This window comes from Micromonospora palomenae, from assembly GCF_007829925.1.
GTDB lineage: Bacteria > Actinomycetota > Actinomycetes > Mycobacteriales > Micromonosporaceae > Micromonospora > Micromonospora purpureochromogenes.
The window spans coordinates 2,073,971-2,092,086 of the sequence record NZ_VIXA01000002.1 but is presented as its reverse complement, the minus strand read 5'-3'; the positions used below and the strand labels follow the sequence as shown (position 1 = coordinate 2,092,086).

General features: G+C 71.5%; 17 protein-coding genes and 1 pseudogene. 10 read left to right on the top strand and 8 right to left on the bottom strand.

Translation table 11 applies throughout. The features are described from left to right. Both FHX75_RS20920 and FHX75_RS20915 read right to left on the bottom strand, forming a co-directional pair. Nucleotides 1–272, bottom strand: a 272-nt coding sequence (locus tag FHX75_RS20920; RefSeq protein WP_425463507.1) for a lactate/malate family dehydrogenase, incomplete at its 3' end; no start/stop codon positions are given. 102 nt (nucleotides 273–374) lie between these two features. Further along, nucleotides 375–1,235 carry a bifunctional methylenetetrahydrofolate dehydrogenase/methenyltetrahydrofolate cyclohydrolase gene (locus FHX75_RS20915; protein ID WP_154941918.1) on the bottom strand — a complete coding sequence of 287 codons (861 nt, stop codon included), beginning with the start codon at nucleotides 1,233–1,235 and terminating at the stop codon, nucleotides 375–377. 412 nt (nucleotides 1,236–1,647) lie between these two features. Between FHX75_RS20915 and FHX75_RS20910 the strand changes: the two are divergent. The 5 genes and pseudogenes from FHX75_RS20910 to FHX75_RS20890 all read left to right on the top strand — a co-directional run bounded on the left by FHX75_RS20910 (nucleotide 1,648) and on the right by FHX75_RS20890 (nucleotide 7,278). Further along, a pseudogene (locus FHX75_RS20910) lies at nucleotides 1,648–3,252 on the top strand (peptide ABC transporter substrate-binding protein). Nucleotides 3,253–3,332: 80 nt separating this feature from the next. Continuing rightward, nucleotides 3,333–4,271 carry an ABC transporter permease gene (locus FHX75_RS20905; RefSeq protein ID WP_154941917.1) on the top strand — a complete coding sequence of 313 codons (939 nt, stop codon included), beginning with the start codon at nucleotides 3,333–3,335 and terminating at the stop codon, nucleotides 4,269–4,271. After that, nucleotides 4,264–5,220: an ABC transporter permease gene (locus FHX75_RS20900; protein WP_154941916.1), complete on the top strand. Its 957-nt coding sequence runs from the start codon at nucleotides 4,264–4,266 to the stop codon at nucleotides 5,218–5,220. Before FHX75_RS20905 ends, FHX75_RS20900 begins: the two co-directional genes overlap by 8 nt. A 5-nt stretch (nucleotides 5,221–5,225) precedes the next feature. Then, nucleotides 5,226–6,263 (top strand): ABC transporter ATP-binding protein, encoded by a 1,038-nt coding sequence (locus FHX75_RS20895; protein WP_154941915.1) that lies wholly within the window; start codon nucleotides 5,226–5,228, stop codon nucleotides 6,261–6,263. Beyond that, the gene (locus FHX75_RS20890; protein ID WP_154941914.1) at nucleotides 6,247–7,278 is read left to right on the top strand and encodes an ABC transporter ATP-binding protein; all 1,032 of its coding nucleotides are present in this window, start codon (nucleotides 6,247–6,249) and stop codon (nucleotides 7,276–7,278) included. Before FHX75_RS20895 ends, FHX75_RS20890 begins: the two co-directional genes overlap by 17 nt. Nucleotides 7,279–7,415: 137 nt before the next feature. On the opposite strand, the gene purH is transcribed toward FHX75_RS20890, so the two are convergent. Then, a complete protein-coding gene (purH, locus tag FHX75_RS20885) occupies nucleotides 7,416–8,987 on the bottom strand; it encodes a bifunctional phosphoribosylaminoimidazolecarboxamide formyltransferase/IMP cyclohydrolase (protein WP_154941913.1) in 1,572 nt (523 codons plus the stop codon). Then, a complete protein-coding gene (gene purN / locus FHX75_RS20880; RefSeq protein WP_154941912.1) occupies nucleotides 8,984–9,604 on the bottom strand; it encodes a phosphoribosylglycinamide formyltransferase in 621 nt (206 codons plus the stop codon). The genes purH and purN overlap by 4 nt, the downstream gene beginning before the upstream one ends. Nucleotides 9,605–9,783: 179 nt before the next feature. Between purN and FHX75_RS20875 the strand changes: the two genes are divergently transcribed. Continuing rightward, nucleotides 9,784–10,089, top strand: coding sequence for a CD225/dispanin family protein (locus tag FHX75_RS20875; protein ID WP_088960358.1), 306 nt, complete (start codon nucleotides 9,784–9,786; stop codon nucleotides 10,087–10,089). A 26-nt stretch (nucleotides 10,090–10,115) separates the two neighbouring features. Then, nucleotides 10,116–10,754: a DUF4190 domain-containing protein gene (locus FHX75_RS20870; protein ID WP_154941911.1), complete on the top strand. Its 639-nt coding sequence runs from the start codon at nucleotides 10,116–10,118 to the stop codon at nucleotides 10,752–10,754. 213 nt (nucleotides 10,755–10,967) lie between these two features. On the opposite strand, the gene FHX75_RS20865 is transcribed toward FHX75_RS20870, so the two are convergent. Then, complete coding sequence (locus tag FHX75_RS20865) at nucleotides 10,968–12,431, bottom strand: cell division protein PerM (protein ID WP_246158250.1); 1,464 nt, start codon at nucleotides 12,429–12,431, stop codon at nucleotides 10,968–10,970. A gap of 156 nt (nucleotides 12,432–12,587) precedes the next feature. Between FHX75_RS20865 and FHX75_RS20860 the strand changes: the two genes are divergently transcribed. After that, nucleotides 12,588–12,851 carry a DUF4190 domain-containing protein gene (locus FHX75_RS20860; protein ID WP_154941910.1) on the top strand — a complete coding sequence of 88 codons (264 nt, stop codon included), beginning with the start codon at nucleotides 12,588–12,590 and terminating at the stop codon, nucleotides 12,849–12,851. Between the two features lie 78 nt (nucleotides 12,852–12,929). On the opposite strand, the gene sucD is transcribed toward FHX75_RS20860, so the two are convergent. The 3 genes from sucD to icmB all read right to left on the bottom strand — a co-directional run bounded on the left by sucD (nucleotide 12,930) and on the right by icmB (nucleotide 15,942). Beyond that, complete coding sequence (gene sucD / locus FHX75_RS20855; protein ID WP_154941909.1) at nucleotides 12,930–13,817, bottom strand: succinate--CoA ligase subunit alpha; 888 nt, start codon at nucleotides 13,815–13,817, stop codon at nucleotides 12,930–12,932. Between the two features lie 2 nt (nucleotides 13,818–13,819). Next, entirely contained in the window at nucleotides 13,820–14,998 is a 1,179-nt protein-coding gene (sucC, locus tag FHX75_RS20850; RefSeq protein WP_154941908.1) for an ADP-forming succinate--CoA ligase subunit beta, read from the bottom strand. Between the two features lie 539 nt (nucleotides 14,999–15,537). After that, complete coding sequence (gene icmB, locus FHX75_RS20845; RefSeq protein ID WP_154941907.1) at nucleotides 15,538–15,942, bottom strand: coenzyme B12-dependent isobutyryl CoA mutase small subunit; 405 nt, start codon at nucleotides 15,940–15,942, stop codon at nucleotides 15,538–15,540. A gap of 387 nt (nucleotides 15,943–16,329) precedes the next feature. On the opposite strand from icmB, the gene FHX75_RS20840 reads away from it, so the two are divergent. Together FHX75_RS20840 and FHX75_RS20835 are read left to right on the top strand one after the other, a co-directional pair. Next, a complete protein-coding gene (locus FHX75_RS20840) occupies nucleotides 16,330–17,046 on the top strand; it encodes a M23 family metallopeptidase (RefSeq protein ID WP_154941906.1) in 717 nt (238 codons plus the stop codon). A 262-nt stretch (nucleotides 17,047–17,308) separates the two neighbouring features. After that, nucleotides 17,309–18,082, top strand: coding sequence for a M23 family metallopeptidase (locus tag FHX75_RS20835; RefSeq protein WP_154941905.1), 774 nt, complete (start codon nucleotides 17,309–17,311; stop codon nucleotides 18,080–18,082). Nucleotides 18,083–18,116: the final 34 nt, after the last annotated feature.

Below are 18,116 nucleotides of genomic sequence, written 5' to 3'. Positions count from 1 at the left end.
GGCTTGCGCGGGAGGCCGGCGGTGATGACGACGACGTCCGAGCCCTCGATGGCCTCGTAGCCCTCGCCGTTCGGGCCGGTGGTGACGCCGACGACCTTGGTCTCGAAGCCCTCGACCGCGCGGGACTGGTTGAGGTCCAGCGCGAGACCCGCCGGCTTGCCCTCCACGATGTCGGTGATCACGACGGTGTCGAAGACGTCGTACTCGGCCAGGCGCTGTGCGGTGGTGGAGCCGTAGAAGCCGGCCCCGACGACAGTGACCTTCTTACCCATGGTCGTCCCACTCCCCTGATACCAGTCGGTTTTCCGGACCGTATCAGCCATCCTGGCACCGATCAGGGCAGGGGCGGACGGTTATGACAACGATGGGCGTCCTCAGCCCCGCTCGGCCCGTTCCACCACGTTGGTGAGCAGCATGGCGCGGGTCATCGGCCCGACACCGCCGGGCATCGGGACCAGCTTGCCGGCCGCCTCGGCCACCTCCGGGTCCACGTCTCCGGTGTACCGGCCCTTGCCGTCCGCGCCGATCACCCGGGTGATGCCGACGTCGACCACGGTCGCGCCCGGGGTGATCAGGTCGGCGGTGAGCAGCCCGGGTACGCCCGCCGCGACGATCACGATGTCGGCGGCGCGGGTGTGCGAGGCGAGGTCGAGGGTGCCGGTGTGGCACAGCGTCACCGTGGCGTTCTCGCTGCGCCGGGTGAGCAGCAGGCCCAGCGGGCGGCCGACGGTGTTGCCCCGGCCGACCACGGCGACCGTCGCGCCGCGCAGCGGCACGTCGTGCCGGCGGAGCAGCTCGACGATCCCGCGCGGGGTGCAGGGCAGCGGGGCGTCGTAGCCGAGCACCAGCCGGCCGAGGTTGACCGGGTGCAGGCCGTCGGCGTCCTTGTCCGGGTCGATCATCTCCAGCACGCGCTGGGTGTCCAAGTGGGCCGGGAGCGGCAGCTGGACGATGTAGCCGTGACAGGCCGGGTCGGCGTTCAGCTCGGCGAGGACCGCGTCGACCTGCTGCTGGGTGGCGTCGGCCGGCAGCTCGCGGCGGATGGAGGCGATCCCGACCTCGGCGCAGTCCCGGTGCTTGCCGTTGACGTACGCCTGGGAGCCCGGGTCCGCCCCGACCAGGACGGTGCCGAGGCCCGGGGTGATGCCGCGCTCCGCGAGCGCCTTGACCCGCGTCCGCAACTCGTCCTTGATCTCCGCCGCGGTCGCCTTGCCGTCCAGGATCGTCGCCGTCACGTCCAGATCGTCTCACGGCAACAGCCGCAGGTTGGGACGACGACCAACCGTGACTTTCCGTGAGGTGCGCTTAATCACTCAGAGTTACCGCATGTGGAGTCGACCACACCCTGGGGCGGACAGCCGCTCATGAACCGCCACAGAGCGGACAGCCGGCCGGCAACCACGCACGGCGATCCGGACCGCGTCGCGGGCGCGGAACGCGAGCCTCGAAACCGACATTGAGCAGCGGCTTCACCGCATCGCTCATAGCAGAGGGGCGGAAGGGCGACAAGACCGGGGCGGGCGTTCCGTTACTGGTTCGCAACGCTCTCGTTGCCGAACCGCCTGCTGCGACCTACCGTTGCCCAACGTTGCGCAGCGTTACCCAGCGCCGGCCAGACTGCGCAGCGTGAGGAGATGAGGAGACTCAATGCGAGTTCGTAGGCTTGCCGCCTGGACCGCTCTCCCGCTCGCGGTGACGCTTGGCCTGGTGGCCTGCGGCTCGGGCGGCGACGGCGGATCAGGGCAGAGCGACCCCAACGCGGCCGTGCGGATCGAGATCGCCGAGCCGCAGCACCTGGTGCCCACCAACACCAACGAGACCAGTGGTTCGCAGGTGCTCGCCGCCCTGTTCAGCCCGCCTGGTCGACTACGACGAGGCCAACAAGCCGTACGAGGTGGCGGCCGAGTCGGTGACGTCGTCGGACAACAAGGTCTGGACGATCAAGCTGAAGGACGGCTACACCTTCCACAACGGCGAGAAGGTCACGGCCGAGAACTACATCGACGCCTGGAACTACGGCGCGTACGCCCCCAACGGCCAGAACTCGAGCTACTTCTTCGAGAAGGTCGCCGGCTACGCGGACCTGCAGGGCGAGAAGCCGGCCGCGAAGACGCTGTCCGGGCTGAAGAAGGTCGACGACCTCACCTTCACCGTGACGCTGGCCGAGCCGTACAGCGAGTTCAAGACGATGCTCGGCTACACGGCCTTCTACCCGCTGCCGAAGGCGGCCTTCTCCGCCCCGGGCGTGCTGGCCGAGGGCTACGAGCAGGCGCCGATCGGTCAGGGCCCGTTCAAGATCAAGGGCACCTGGCAGCACGACGCCAAGGTCGAGGTCGAGAAGTACGACGCCTTCCCCGGCCAGCAGCCGAAGGTGGCCGGCGTCGAGTTCCGGATCTACCAGCAGCCGACCGCGGCCTACGCGGACGTGCTGTCGGACAACCTGGACGTCATCAAGACCATCCCGACCGAGAGCCTGTCGACGGCCGCCACCGACCTCGGTGACCGGTTCCAGCAGAGCCCGGCCTCGTCGCTGCAGGTGCTGGCCTTCCCGACGTTCCAGAAGGAATTCAGCAAGCCGGAGGTCCGCAAGGCGATCTCCATGGCGATCGACCGGGACGAGATCACCAAGTCGATCTTCAAGGACTCGCAGCAGCCGGCCGTTCCTTCGTCTCGCCGGTCGTGGCCGGCTACCGGGAGAACACCATCGGCGCGGCGGGCGAGTTCGACCCGGCCAAGGCCAAGGCGATGTACCAGGCCGCGGGTGGCCCGTCCAAGATCGAGCTGTCGTACAACGGTGACGGCGGCCACAAGGACTGGATCGACGCGACCTGCAACCAGCTCAAGGCCAACCTGGGCGTGGAGTGCGTCGGCACCGCCGAGGCCCAAGTTCGCGGACCTGCTGACCAAGCTCAAGCGAGCAGCCGGTCGGCCTGTTCCGGATGGGCTGGGTCATGGACTACCCGTCCATGGAGAACTACCTGGGCCCGCTGTACAGCACCAACGGTTCCTCGAACTACTACGGCTACAGCAACCCCGAGTTCGACAAGCTGCTGGCCGAGGGCGCCAAGGCGCCGAACGAGGAAGAGGCGATCAAGAAGTACCAGGCGGCGGAGGGACCTCCTGGCCGAGGACCTGCCGGTGATCCCGCTGCGGTACGGCCAGAACAACTTCGGGCACTCGACCAAGGTCAAGAACGTGGAGATGGATCTCTTCGACCGGGTCGACCTGCTGAAGATCGAGGCCGTCAAGTAACAGCGCTGGTCGGGTCGGGTCACCGCGAGGTGGCCCGACCCCGCCACGCCCTTCGCCCCTTTTCAGAGAGACTTCACAGTATGTTCCGCTTTATTCTGCGGCGACTGCTCCAGATGGTCCTCGCCTTCTTCGGGACCACGCTGATCGTCTACGCACTGATGTTCGCCGGTCAGGGCGACCCGATCCAGGCGCTCGCCGGCGAGCGCCCGGTCACCGCCGCCCAGCGGGCATACCTGACTGAGAAGTTCCACCTCGACCAGACCGGGGTGGGCGGCTTCTTCTACCGCTACTTCGACTACATCAAGAACCTGCTCCAGGGTGATCTCGGGCAGTCGCTGACCGGCCGCCAGATCGGCGACATCCTCGCCGCCGCCTGGCCGGTGACGGTCAAGCTGGCGCTCATCGCGATGGCCGTGACGATCCTGTTCGGCGTCACCGCGGGCGTGCTCGCCGGCATCCGCCGGGCCAGCATCTTCGACAACTCGACGCTGGTGCTGACCCTGCTGGTGCTCGGCATCCCGACCATCGTGCTGGCCCCGCTGGCGCAGTACCTCCTCGGCGTCAAGTGGCAGCTCTTCCCCCCGACCGCCGGCGCCGAGCCCGACCTGTACGCGCTGCTGCTCCCCGGCATCGTGCTCGGCTCGCTCTCGCTGGCCACCGCGCTGCGGCTGACCCGGACCTCGGTGGCGGAGAACCTGCGCGCCGACTACGTCCGGACGGCTCGCTCGAAGGGCCTGGTCAAGCGGCGGATCGTCAGCGTGCACGTGCTGCGCAACTCGCTCATCCCGGTGGTCACCTTCCTCGGCGTCGAGCTGGGCAACCTGATGAGCGGCGCGATCATCACCGAGGGCGTGTTCAACATCCCCGGCGTCGGCTTCAACCTCTTCCGGGGCATCCGCACCGAGGACGGCCCGCTGGTGGTGGGCATCGTCAGCGTGCTCGTCGTGGTCTACCTGCTGTCCAACCTGGTGGTGGACGTCCTGTACGCCGTACTCGACCCGAGGATTCGCTATGAGTGACTTCGAGACCGTGGCGGCCACGGAGAACCAGGCCGCGCGGCGGGGCGTGTCCGGCGAGCCCGGAGCGCCCAACCAGATCGGCGCACCGCAGAAGGCCCGCAGCCTGGCCGGTGACGCCTGGCGCGACCTGCGCCGCAATCCGATCTTCTGGATCAGCCTCACCCTGGTCGTGCTGGTCGCCGCGATGGCCGCCGTACCCTCGCTCTTCACCGCCAACGACCCGCGCGACTGCCTGCTCTCCCGGCAGCACGACGGGGCGTCCGGCGGGGCCATCTTCGGGTACGACTTCCAGGGCTGCGACACGTACGCCCGGGCGGTCTACGGCGCCCGCGCCTCGCTGCTGGTCGGCGCGCTCTCCGCGCTGCTCACCGGCATCATCGCGCTGGTCGTCGGCATGGTGGCCGGCTACTTCGGCCGCTGGGTCGACGCGGTGCTCTCCCGCGTGATCGACATCGTGCTCGGCATCCCGCTGCTGCTCGCCGCGATCGTGCTGCTCAAGCGGGTGAGCACCAGCAGCGACAACGTCCGGCTGTTCGCGGTGATCTTCGTGCTGGCGGTGCTCGGCTGGACCACCGCGGCCCGGGTGGTCCGCTCCTCGGTGATCACCGCCAAGGAGCAGGACTACGTGGCGGCGGCCCGGATGCTCGGCGCCGGCAACGGCCGGATCATGTGGCGGCACATCCTGCCGAACGCGCTCGCCCCGGCGATCGTGGTGCTCACCATCGCGCTCGGCTCGTTCATCGCCGCCGAGGCGACGCTGAGCTTCCTCGGCATCGGTCTCAAGGCCCCGACCATCTCCTGGGGCATCGACATCGACGCCGGCCGGGTGCACATGCGCGAGTCGGCGACGCCGCTGGTCGTCCCGTCCGCCTTCCTCGCGCTGACCGTCCTCGCCTTCATCATGCTGGGCGACGCCATCCGCGACGCCTTCGACCCGAAGCTCCGGTGAACCTGATGACCCAGTCCGCTGTCCACCCGACGCCGGCCTCCCCCACGCCCGAGGGCGGCCACCTGCTCGACATCCGGGACCTGCACGTCGAGTTCCGGACGAGCGAGGGCGTCGCCAAGGTGATCAACGGCGTCTCGTACCACCTGGACGCCGGCGAGACCCTCGCGGTGCTCGGAGAGTCCGGCTCCGGCAAGTCGGTCACCGCCCAGGCGATCATGGGCATCCTCGACACGCCGCCGGCGGTGATCCGTTCCGGTCAGATCCTCTACCAGGGTCGGGACCTGCTGAAGCAGTCGGAGGAGCAGCGCCGCCAGGTGCGGGGCAAGGAGATCGCGATGATCTTCCAGGACGCCCTCTCCGCGCTGAACCCGGTCTTCCCCGTCGGCTGGCAGATCGGCGAGACGCTGCGCCAGCGCGAGGGGATGTCCAAGGCGGACGCCCGCCGGCGCGCCGTCGAGCTGATGGACCTGGTCCGGATCCCGGCCGCGGCGAAGCGGCTCGGCGACTACCCGCACCAGTTCTCCGGCGGCATGCGGCAGCGCGTCATGATCGCGATGGCGCTGGCGATGAATCCGAAGGTGCTGATCGCCGACGAGCCCACCACCGCGCTGGACGTCACCGTGCAGGCCCAGATCATGGACCTGCTGGCCGACCTGCGCCGGGACCTCAACATGGCGATGATCCTGATCACCCACGACCTCGGCGTGGTCGCCGGCGTCGCCGACCGGATCGCGGTCATGTACGCCGGCCGGATCGTCGAGCACGCCGACGTCCGCTCGCTGTACCGGTCGCCCGCCCACCCGTACACCAAGGGTCTGCTGGAGTCGATCCCGCGCATGGACGTGCGCGGCCAGGAGTTGTCGACGATCAAGGGGCTGCCGCCGAACCTGATGCGGATCCCCTCCGGCTGCCCATTCCACCCCCGGTGCCCGTACGTGCAGCAGGTCTGCGTGGACGTGGTGCCGCACGACCTGGTCCTCGGCGACGGCCGGACCAGCGCGTGCCACTTCGCGCAGGAGGTCCGAGATGACAGCGCCCGCTAGCCCGACCAAGGTCCGCGGCGAGACCATCCTCTCCGTCGACAACCTGGTCAAGCACTTCCCGATCACCCAGGGCGTGCTGTTCCAGAAGCAGACCGGCGCGGTCCGGGCCGTCGACGGGGTGAGCTTCGAGCTGCGCCGGGGCGAGACCCTGGGCATCGTGGGCGAGTCCGGCTGCGGCAAATCCACGCTGGCCCGGCTGCTGATGCGGCTGGAGACGCCCACCTCCGGCGGGGCGACCCTGGAGGGGAAGGACCTCTTCAAGGCCTCCGGCGCCGAGCTGCGCCGGCTGCGGCGCAACATGCAGATGGTGATGCAGGACCCGTACACCTCGCTCAACCCGCGGATGACGGTCGGCGACATCATCGGCGAGCCGTTCGACATCCACCCGGAGGCGGCGCCGAAGGGCAGCAAGCAGCGGCGGGTGCAGGAGCTGCTGGACGTGGTCGGGCTCAACCCGGAGCACGTCAACCGCTACCCGCACCAGTTCTCCGGCGGCCAGCGGCAGCGCATCGGCATCGCCCGGGCGCTCGCCCTGCGGCCCGAGGTGATCGTGTGCGACGAGCCGGTCTCCGCGCTGGACGTCTCCATCCAGGCGCAGGTGATCAACCTGCTGGAGCAGCTCCAGGACGAGTTCGGGCTGTCGTACATCTTCATCGCGCACGACCTCTCGGTGGTCCGGCACATCTCGGACCGGGTCGCGGTGATGTACCTCGGCAAGATCGTGGAGATCGGCACCGAGGACGAGATCTACGAGCGGGCCACCCACCCGTACACCCAGGCGCTGCTCTCGGCGGTGCCGGTGCCGGACCCGGACGTCCGCAACGACCGGACCATCATCCGGCTCACCGGCGACGTGCCGAGCCCGGCCGATCCGCCCTCCGGCTGCCGCTTCCGCACCCGCTGCTGGAAGGCCCAGGAGGTCTGCGCCCGCGAGGAACCCCTGACGGTCTCCCGCGCCGCCGACCCCCACCCCTCCGCCTGCCACTTCGCCGAACTCCGCCCCACCAACCTCTGACCGCTCCCCCGCGGTTCCCGCCGTCGATCATGAAGTTGTCGTCCCGACACGCCGCGGTGCCGGACAACAACTTCATGATCGACAGGTCTGGGGCGGCGGACCGCCGGGGGCCGCGTGGCCCCCGGCGGTGCCGTCGGTCAGTGGAAGAAGTGCCGCGTGCCGGTGAGGTACATGGTCACGCCGGCCTCCTTGCACGCGGCGATGACCTCCTCGTCGCGGATCGAGCCGCCGGGCTGCACGATCGCGCGCACCCCCGCGTCGATGAGGATCTTCGGGCCGTCGGCGAACGGGAAGAACGCGTCCGAGGCGCAGACCGCGCCGCGGGCCCGCTCGGCGCCGGCCCGGTCGACCGCCAGCCGTGCCGAATCCACCCGGTTGACCTGCCCCATGCCGACCCCGACGGTGGCGCCGTCCTTCGCCAGCAGGATCGCGTTGCTCTTCACCGCGCGGACCGCCCGCCAGGCGAAGGCCAGGTCCCGCAGGGTGGCCTCGTCGGCCGGGTCGCCGGTGGCCAGCCGCCAGTTCGCCGGGTCGTCGCCCTCGGCGTCGACCTTGTCCCGCAGCTGCACCAGGACACCGCCGGTGACCTGCCGCCACTCCGCCGGCAGCGGGTCGAAGGCCGGGGCGTGCAGCAGCCGGATGTTCTTCTTGGCCTGCAGGATCTCCACCGCGCCGTCGTCGTAACCGGGGGCGACCACGACCTCGGTGAAGATCTCGGCCACCTGCCGGGCCATCTCGACGCTGACCGGTCGGTTGACGGCGATCACCCCGCCGTACGCCGACACCGGGTCGCAGGCGTGCGCCCGGCGGTGCGCCTCGGCCACGTCCGCGCCGACCGCGATGCCGCACGGGTTGGCGTGCTTGATGATCGCCACCGCCGGCTGGTCGGTGAAGTCGTTGGCGGCCCGCCAGGCCGCGTCGGCGTCGACGTAGTTGTTGTAGGACATCTCCTTGCCATGCAGCTGCTCGGCTTGGGCCAGGCCGGCGGGGCTGGACGGGTCGGCGTAGACGGCCGCCGCCTGGTGCGGGTTCTCCCCGTAGCGCAGCACCGCCCGGCGGCGCAGGCTCAGCCCGGCGAACTGCGGCCACCCGTCGGCGGCCGGGGCCAGGGTGGTGGCGAACCACTCGGCCACGGCGACGTCGTACTCGGCGATGTCGGCGAAGGCGCGGGCGGCGAGCGCCCGACGCTGCGCCAGCGTGAAGCCGCCGTCGGCGAGGGCGGCCACCAGGGCCGGGTACGCCGCCGGGTCGGTCACCACCGCGACCGACGCGTGGTTCTTGGCGGCGGCCCGGACCATCGCCGGCCCGCCGATGTCGATCTGCTCCACGCACTCGTCCTGGCTCGCGCCGGAGGCGACCGTGGCCTGGAACGGGTAGAGGTTGGAGACCAGCAGGTCGATCCCGGCGATGCCGTGCTCGTCGAGCTGGGCGGCGTGGGTGTCCTTGCGCAGGTCGGCCAGGAGACCCCCGTGGATCTTCGGGTGCAGGGTCTTCACCCGGCCGTCGAGGATCTCCGGGAAGCCGGTCACCTGCTCGACCGGGGTCACCGGCACCCCCGCGCCCGAGATGGTGGACGCGGTGCTGCCGGTCGAGACGATCTCCACCCCGGCGTCGTGCAGGGCCCGGGCCAGCTCGACCAGGCCGCTCTTGTCGTAGACGCTGACCAGTGCCCGCCTGATCGGGCGACGCTCGTCCTGAGTGGAACTCACGGGACCGTGACCTTTCTTCCGGTGATCGTCCAACCTTCGCGGACCAGCCGACCGACCTGCTCGACGAGCTGGCGCCGCTCGGCCTCCTTGATGCGCTCGGTGAGCGTCTCCACGTCGTCGTCGTCGCGTACCGGCACGGCGACCTGCGCGACGATCGGGCCGGTGTCCATCCCGGCGTCGACGAAGAAGAGCGTGGCCCCGGTGACCTTGACGCCGTAGGCGAGCGCGTCCCGGGGGCCGTGGATGCCGGGGAACGCCGGCAGCAGGGTGTTGTGCGTGTTCAGGTAGCGGTCACCGAAGGCGGCCAGGAAGTGCGGCCCGACCAGCTTCAGGAAGCCGGCCGAGATCACCAGGTCGGGTCGGTGCTCGGCGACGTGCGCGGTGAGCGCGAGGTCCCAGTCCTCCCGGGACGGGTGGTCCTTCACCCGGTCGACGAAGGTCGGCACCCCGACGGCGGCGGCCCGGTCCAGGCCGGCGATCCCGTCGCGGTCCGCGCCGACGGCCACCACCTGGGCCCCGTACGCGGGGTCGGCGGTGGCGTCGAGCAGCGCCTGGAGGTTGCTGCCAGAGCCGGAGACGAGGACGACGAGGCGGGCGACGGACGCGGGCTCGGTCACGCGGCCACCCTATCGGGCAGGTCAGGACTCCCAGCGATCGGGCAGCGGCGATTCGGGTGATCACGCGAGTGGCACGTACGCGATACGCTGCCCGTCGCTCGGTGGCTGCCGTCCGGCCCGCCGCCGCACCCTTCACCACAAGATCAGGCACGGACAGTGCCGACGGAGCGAGGAGCACCATGCAGCCCGGTTACCCCAACCCCGCGCAGCAGCCGCCGATCAACAACAACATGACGATGTCCATCGTGGCCATCTTCTTCTTCTGGCCGCTTGCCATCCCGGCCATCATCAACGCCTCCAAGGTCAACCCGCTGCTGCAGCAGGGTGACTACGCGGGCGCCCAGGCCGCGGCGAACGAGTCGAAGAAGTGGTCGAAGTGGGCCATCATCATCGGCGCCGTCTGGCTCGTGATCGTCCTGCTGTGCTGCCTCGCCGGTGGTCTGGCCGGGATCATGGGCTCCGACACCAGCACCAGCAGCTACTGACGATCACCGACTGAGGAGCATCCGCCATGCAGCCCGGACCCCCCGGTCAGGACCCGTACGGCCAGCAGCCCCCGCACGACCCGTACGGCCAGCCCGGCTCCGGGCAGCCCTATGGGCAGCCGTACGGGCAGCCGCAGGACCCGTACGCATCGCCCCCGCAGGCGCCGTACGGGCAGCAGCCGCACGATCCGTACGCCCCGCCGCCGCAGGCCCCGTACGGCCAGCAGCCCACCTCGGGCCAGCCGTACGGGCAGCCGGTGTCCGGTGACCCCTACGGCCAGCCCACCTCGGGCCAGCCCTACGGGGCGCCGGGCCAGCCGTACGGGCAGCAGCCCTACCAGGATCCGTACGGCCAGCAGCCCTACGGCATGCCGGCGTACCCGAACGCGGGCTACCCGCAGGCCCAGGGCCAGCAGAACACGCTGGGCCTGGTATCGATGATCCTGGGCATCGTCTCCATCCCGATGGTCTGCTGCTACCTCGGCATCCCGCTGGGCATCGCCGCGGTGATCACCGGATGGCTGGGCCGGCAGAAGGCGGCCCAGGGGCTGGCCAGCAACGGCGGTCAGGCCCTCGCGGGTCTGATCTGCGGCGCGATCGGTCTGGTGCTGGGGATCCTGCAGATCGTGGCGCTCGCCGCGAACATCGCCCTGCCGAACTCCTGAGTCGAGTCGACACCCGGAAGGGGCGTCCCGGATCTCCGGGGCGCCCCTTCGTCGATCCACTCGCTTTGCGGCGTGTGGCGGTGTTGGCGGGCCGGGACAGCGCGACACGCCGCAAACGGAGTCGATCGAGAGCGCAGGGTGGCCGGTGGGCCAGGCTTCCAGGCGCGGGGGGGCCGGCGGGTCGGGCCCCGAGGCGCGGGGCGGCGGACGGGGTCAGGCGCGAGGTGCCGGGCGGGCGAGCACCCGGGCGGCGGCGGCCCCGAGCAGCGCGCCGGCCGTGACCACCGCGGTGGAGACGGCGGCCACCTGCCAGGGGACCGGGCCGATCTCGGCCAGCCGGCCACCGCCGAGCGGCCCGCCGGAGGCCGCGGCGGCGAGACCGGCGAGCAGGCCGACCACCGGGCCGGCGAGCGCCGCCGGGCCGAGCAGCGCAGCCCACGCCGGCACCGCGCGCTCGTCCGCGTCGCGGAGCAGGCGCCGGGCGAGCAGCCAGCCCGCGGCCATCCCGGCCAGCACCGGTACCGCGAGCAGCGCCGCCCCGAACCCGTCGACCGGGCCGCTGGGCAGCCCGGCCAGCAGGGGTACGGCCGGCAGCGCGCCCACCGAGACCTCGCTGGTGCGTACCGCCGTGCCGGCGCCGACGGCGAAGCCGGGCCCGAGCAGGTAGGCGGTCGACCAGACCGTGGCGTTCGGCGCGTAGGCGAGGCTGACCAGGGTGATGCCGGCCTGCCCGGCCACCCCGGTCCGGTACGCGCCGATCATGTCGGCGGCGTCGCCCCCGCCGGTCGCCACCGCCAACCCGGCCGCGCCGGCCCCCGCGCCGAGCAGCAGCAGCCCGGCGACCAACCCGGTGCGCACCCCGTCGCGCAGCACCGCCGGCGCGCGCTCGGCGAGCAGGCCGGCCACGCCGGTGGTGCGCAGTGCCCCGACCAGCGCGGCGAGCGCGCCGAAGACCGCGTGGGTGACGCCGGCGCGGACCGGGGAGACCCGCAGGTCGCCGGTGCTCACCAGCACCGCGGCGAGGGCGCCGAGCAGCCCGTACCCGAGGCCGACCGCGACCGCGGCGGTGAGTGCCTGGCGGGGCGAGCGCCCGCCCCGCGCGCCCATGGCCCGGCTGGTGTGCACGCCGGCCCGGGTCAGCCGCCAGAACGCGAGCCCGGAGAGCAGCAGCGGGACCAGGCCGAGCGGGCCGGCGGTGGTCTGCAGCGGCACCCCGTGGCCGAGCAGCCAGCCGGACAGCCCGGCGCGCAGCGCACCGGCGACGGAGCCGGCGTCCTCGCTGAACTGGGCCAGCGCCAGCACCAGGGCGACCGGCAGGTACGACGTGAGCGCCGCCCAGCCCGCGGCGACCCCGGCGGCGACGACGAGCGGTGCCCGCCCCCGGCCCGACTCCGGCCGGCGGGGCGCGGGCACCCGGCCCCCCGACGCGCGCCGGCCTCCGGGCCGGTCGTGCTGCCGGCGACCGTCGTCCCGACGGGCGTCGTCCCGGCGGGCGTCCTCCCGGGCGCCGTGCTCCCGGGCGCCGTGCTCCCGGCGGCCGTCCTCCCGGCGGCCGTCGTCGGTCCGGCGGGCGTCGTCGGTCCGGCCGGCGCCGGCCGGGCGGGCATCGTCCCGGCGGGCGTCGGCGCGGACGCCGGCGGCGGGACGGCGAGGCTGATCAGGGGTGACCGAGGACATCGGGTCTACTCTGGCACGCCGCGCGGGCGGCGGCTGCCCGGCGGCCCCACCTGGCCCCGGCGAGTTCCGTGATCCACCGGTTTCCGGACCGGAATCCGGTCTAGCCTCGGCGCAGGACGCGACTGCAGTCGCGGCACGACGCGCTGGGAGGAAGCCGTGAACGCTCCGTACCCGCCGCCCCCACCGCCGCCGGCGGCCGGCAAGGACCGCACCACACTGTGGGGCGTGCTCGGCATCGTCCTGGGCCTGATCTGCTGCGGCATCCTCGGCATCGTCTTCGGTTACCTGTCGATCCGCGACGCGAAGCGGTACGGCCAGTCGCCGGTGCTCGGCTACCTGGCGATCGCCTTCGGCGTGCTCAACATCATCGGTACCGCGATCTGGCGGGCCAGCGGGACGTACCCGCTCTGGGACGACTGAGGGGGCCGACCGTCGCCGGCCGACCCCCTCGGTGTCTCACCCGTCCGCTCAGCGGCGGACGGTGCTGCCACCGGCCGCTCAGCGGCCGGACATGAGCTCCCGCATCAGCTTGGCGGTCTCGGTCGGCGTCTTGCCGACCTTGACGCCGACGGCCTCCAGGGCCGCCTGCTTCGCCTCGGCGGTGCCCGCCGAACCGGAGATGATCGCGCCGGCGTGCCCCATGGTCTTGCCGGGGGGCGCGGTGAAGCCGGCGATGTAGCCGACCACCGGCTTGGTGACGTTGGCCTTGATGAACTCGGCGGCCCGCTCCTCGGCGTCGCCGCCGATCTCACCGATCATCACGATGGCGTCGGTCTCCGGGTCGGCCTCGAACGCGGCGAGGGCGTCGATGTGGGTGGTCCCGATGATCGGGTCACCGCCGATGCCGACGCAGGTCGAGAAGCCGATGTCCCGCAGCTCGTACATCATCTGGTAGGTCAGCGTGCCGCTCTTGCTGACCAGGCCGATCCGGCCGGAGCCGGTGATGTCGGCCGGGATGATGCCGGCGTTGGAGGCGCCCGGCGAGGCGATGCCCGGGCAGTTCGGGCCGATGATCCGGGTCTTCTCGCCCTTGCTCACGTTGTACGCCCAGAAGGCGGCGGTGTCGTGCACCGGGACGCCCTCGGTGATCACCACGGCCAGCGGGATCTCGGCGTCGATCGCCTCGACCACGGCGCCCTTGGTGAACTGCGGCGGCACGAAGATGACCGTGACGTCGGCCCCGGTCTCCTTCATCGCGTCCGCGACGGAGGCGAAGACCGGCAGCTCGGTGCCGTCGAAGTCGACCGTCTGGCCCGCCTTGCGCGGGTTGACGCCGCCGACCACGTTGGTGCCCGCGGCGAGCATCCGCCGGGTGTGCTTGGAACCCTCGGAACCGGTCATCCCCTGGACGATGACCTTCGAGTCCTTGGTCAGCCAGATAGCCATGATCAGACCCCCGCAGCTGCCAGCTCGGCGGCCCGCTCGGCCGCGCCGTCCATGGTGTCGACCCGCTGGATCAGCGGGTTGTTCGCGCCGTCGAGGATGGCCCGACCGGCCTCGGCGTTGTTGCCGTCGAGACGGACCACGAGCGGCTTGGTGGCCTTCTCGCCCCGCTGCTCGAGCAGCGCCAGCGCCTGCACGATGCCGTTGGCGACCGCGTCGCAGGCGGTGATGCCGCCGAAGACGTTGACGAAGACGCTCTTCACCGACGGGTCGGAGAGCACGATCTCCAGGCCGTTCGCCATCACCTCGGCGCTCGCGCCACCGCCGATGTCGAGGAAGTTCGCCGGCTTGACGTTGCCGTGCCGCTCGCCCGCGTAGGCGACCACGTCGAGCGTGGACATGACCAGGCCCGCGCCGTTGCCGATGATGCCGACCTCGCCGTCGAGCTTGACGTAGTTGAGGTCCTTCTCCTTGGCGGCCTGCTCCAGCGGGTCCACCGCGGCCTGGTCGACCAGGGCCTCGTGGTCCGGGTGCCGGAACCCGGCGTTCTCGTCGAGGGTGATCTTGGCGTCGAGCAGCAGCAGCTTGCCGTCGCCCGTCTTGGCCAGCGGGTTCACCTCGACCAGCGTGGCGTCCTCGGCGACGAAGGCCTTCCACAGGCCCACCGCGACCTCGACGACCTGGTCGGCGACCTCGGCCGGGAAGCCGGCGGCGTCGACGATCTCGCGGGCCTTCGCCTCGTCCACACCCTTGACGGCGTCGATCGGGGCCTTGACCACCTTGTCGGGGGTGTCCGCGGCGACCTGCTCGATGTCCATGCCGCCGGCGACGCTGGCGATGCAGAGGAAGGTGCGGTTCGCCCGGTCGAGCAGGTACGAGAAGTAGTACTCCTCGGCCACGTCCGCGGTCACGGTGATCATGACCTTGTGGACGGTGTGACCCTTGATGTCCATGCCGAGGATGTCGGTGGCGCGAGCCACCGTCTCCTCCGCGCCCTCGGCCAGCTTGACGCCGCCGGCCTTGCCTCGGCCGCCGACCTTCACCTGCGCCTTGACGACCACCCGACCGCCGAGGCGTTCGGCGATCGCGCGGGCCTCCTCCGGGGTAGTGGCGACGCCGCCGGCGAGCACGGGCAACCCGTGCCGCTCGAACAGGTCCCGCCCCTGGTACTCGTACAGGTCCACGATTGCGCGTCCCGTCCCGTCTCCGCGGCGCGCCGTCGCGCCGCCACCAGCGTTGTGGAAACTCCGTTGACGCCCGTCATCAGTTGAAACGGGCCATCGGCCGCAGCCTAGCGAGATGAGCACCAGCGGCAACCGAGCGGGTGCGCGGTGTGCGGTAATGCACAGCGCGCCGCCCGCGACTCGCCGGTGCGCGGGCCCGGCCGGCAACCGCCGCGAAGGATGTCGCCGACGACGCGTAACCCCCTGGTGGGGGCATCGTTGAGTCTGATGTCGGAGCGCTGATTCAGCGCGAGGACGGGAGCGGCCGATGCCCTGTCGGTCGAGGGGTGGCGGCGGGGCATCGTGCATAGAAGGGCCGGGCGTGTGAGGGGTGCGTCCGGCCCTTCCCCCGTGCCCGGATCCGGCCGACCCTCCCCAGCGCCGCCGGCAGCTCTCGACCCACTCCAGGTACGCGACGTGGCGGCATCCACCGGATGCCGCCACGTGTTCGAGATGGAGTCGACCAGGTGCCGGGCGCGGGCCCGGCGATTGCGCAGTCGTCAGGCGACGGACTGGGCCACGTTCCCCCGGACCCACTCGACGATCGACTGGGTCGTCGCGCCCGGGGTGAAGATCTTCGCCACGCCGAGCTGCTGGAGCTCGGGGATGTCGGCGTCCGGGATGATGCCGCCGCCGAAGACGACGATGTCCCGGGCGTCCCGCTCGGCGAGCAGCTCCAGCACCCGCCGGAACAGCGTCATGTGCGCCCCGGAGAGTACGGAGAGGCCGACCGCGTCGGCGTCCTCCTGGATGGCGGTCTCCACGATCTGCTCCGGCGTCTGGTGCAGGCCGGTGTAGATGACCTCCATGCCGGCGTCGCGCAGGGCACGCGCGACCACCTTGGCGCCGCGGTCGTGGCCGTCGAGGCCCGGCTTCGCGACGACGACCCGGATACGAGAGCTCATCAGCGCACACCTTTCACGGGCTCCGCGGCTATCACCTGAACGAACGGTAACCCGCCCGGTCGGGGGCGGGAAATCCGGGCCGCACCCCTACCGTCCGGCCGGCCCCCGAGAAAGCCGGACGCCTCCGCCGAACGGTCACTCTGCGCGACGAACGGGCAGTAACGGGGACGGCCATCCGGCGTACCGAGCTATGACAATGATGGACGGAAAGGGACAGAAAGACTCACCGATTCGGCGGTTCCGCTTGTGACCGGCGCGGCGGAGGGCTAACGTGTCCACGGTTGTCATCAGGTCCACGGACGGGTGACGACGCGACCAACGGACGTTCGACCGAGCTTCACCGAACGGCCGGAGATCGCATCGGATCCCCGACAACGGAGGGTGTGCGTGCGCCAGCGCCTGTCGTCTGAGCCCGATCGATATCGCGGCCGCCGTCGCGTACCCACCCCCCCGCGCAGCCGCTACGCGGCGGTCGTCACCACTGCGTTCGTCGGCGCCGGCCTCGTCGCGCTGGGCGCGAACGCGCTCCCCGACGCCAAGAGCGTGAGCCCGTCGGTCCTCGACGAGCTCAAGCAGGCCTCGATCACCAGCCAGGACGCGGCGGCCCGCGCCGACGCCGCCGACCGCGCCTCCCGCGACACCAACCGCGACGCCGAGGTCAACGCCGGCGACCAGGACCCGTGGCTGCTGCCCCTGCAGGGCTACGACTTCAACTCCCCGTACGGGATGCGCTGGGGCAAGCTGCACACCGGCATCGACCTGGTCGCCGCCGAGGGCACCCCCTACGTCGCCATCCACTCCGGCACCGTCACCAAGGCCGGCTGGTTCGGCGGGTACGGCTACGCCGTGATCGTCCAGCACGCCGACGGCAGCGAGGCCATCTACGGCCACTCCTCCTCCGTGAACGTCAAGGAGGGGCAGCAGGTCAAGGCGGGCGACCAGCTCGGCCTGGTCGGCAACACCGGCCACTCGTACGGCTCCCACCTGCACCTGGAGATCCATGTCAAGGGCGAGCCGAAGGACCCGGTGCCGTGGCTCCAGGAGCGCGGAGTGGACATCAAGCTGCAAGTCGAGGCGTACTACAGCGAGGTAGCGGCCTCCTGACGCTCCGTATCGCCCGATGACCGCCCGGATCACGCGATCCGGGCGGTTTTTCGTGCGCCGAAGTCTGCTGGGTCACAGTCAGGACTGTGAGCGACGCCACCGCCATCCAAGATCAGGTATCGGGGCAGAGGCGGTCATACCGCCACAATGGCGGACAGTTGCCCCGGTGGCCTCCGGCGGCCCTGCGGTACCCGTACCCACCGCGGACCCGGTCGACACCCAGGATGGGTTGGTCCCAGCCCCCTGAGTGTGAAGGTCAGCCGTGCAGGAAGACACCCCCACCCAGAACGAGAAGACCGTGGCCGCCCCGGCCCGGCACCGGCTGCGGAAGCGGCGCGGCGGGCGCGCTCTCGTCGTCGGCGCGGTCGCGCTGGTCGGCCTCGGCCTCGCCGGCGCCTCCACCATCGCGTTCGACCGCGACGACGCCCCCGCCCCCACCGCCGTCTCGCTGGACGCCGCGTCCCGCGCCGAGGACGCCGCCCGCGCCGACCGTTCCGCCCGCGAGTCCGCGACCCCGGCCACCCCGTCGGTCAGCCCGACCACCGCCGGCCCGACCGCCAGCCCGTCGGCCACGCCGACGAGGAAGGCGACCCCGAAGCCGCAGCCGACCGTCCGGAGGACGACGAAGCCGAAGCCGTCCTGGGTCATCCCGATGGCCGGCGCGGAGATCACCTCCTGCTACGGGCAGCGCTGGGGCACCCTGCACGCCGGCATCGACTTCGCGATGCCCGCCGGCACCCCCATCCGCGCCGCCGCGGCGGGCACCGTGGTCAAGGCCGGCGACGCCGGCGACGGGTACGGCATCTCGGTCTTCGTCGACCACGGCAACGGCTACCTGACCCACTACGCCCACCAGAGCAGCCTCAAGGTCGGCGTCGGGGACAGGGTCAGCGCCGGCGAGGTGATCGGCTACGAGGGCTCGACCGGTGACTCGACCGGTCCGCACCTGCACTTCGAGGTGCACAAGGGTCAGATGTGGAACCAGATCGACCCGGCGCCGTTCCTGCGCGCCCGGGGCATCGACGTGGCCTGCTGATCCCGTCGACCACACGTGAGGGCCCGGTCCGGCG

Bases quoted from the DNA above. Each gene is read 5' to 3' on its own strand.
- icmB (WP_154941907.1), bottom strand. From the start codon at position 15,942: ATGAGCTCTCGTATCCGGGTCGTCGTCGCGAAGCCGGGCCTCGACGGC.
- FHX75_RS20895 (WP_154941915.1), top strand. From the start codon at position 5,226: ATGACCCAGTCCGCTGTCCACCCGACGCCGGCCTCCCCCACGCCCGAG.
- sucD (WP_154941909.1), bottom strand. From the start codon at position 13,817: ATGGCTATCTGGCTGACCAAGGACTCGAAGGTCATCGTCCAGGGGATG.
- FHX75_RS20870 (WP_154941911.1), top strand. From the start codon at position 10,116: ATGCAGCCCGGACCCCCCGGTCAGGACCCGTACGGCCAGCAGCCCCCG.
- FHX75_RS20865 (WP_246158250.1), bottom strand. From the start codon at position 12,431: ATGTCCTCGGTCACCCCTGATCAGCCTCGCCGTCCCGCCGCCGGCGTC.
- FHX75_RS20875 (WP_088960358.1), top strand. From the start codon at position 9,784: ATGCAGCCCGGTTACCCCAACCCCGCGCAGCAGCCGCCGATCAACAAC.
- FHX75_RS20890 (WP_154941914.1), top strand. From the start codon at position 6,247: ATGACAGCGCCCGCTAGCCCGACCAAGGTCCGCGGCGAGACCATCCTC.
- FHX75_RS20900 (WP_154941916.1), top strand. From the start codon at position 4,264: ATGAGTGACTTCGAGACCGTGGCGGCCACGGAGAACCAGGCCGCGCGG.
- FHX75_RS20905 (WP_154941917.1), top strand. From the start codon at position 3,333: ATGTTCCGCTTTATTCTGCGGCGACTGCTCCAGATGGTCCTCGCCTTC.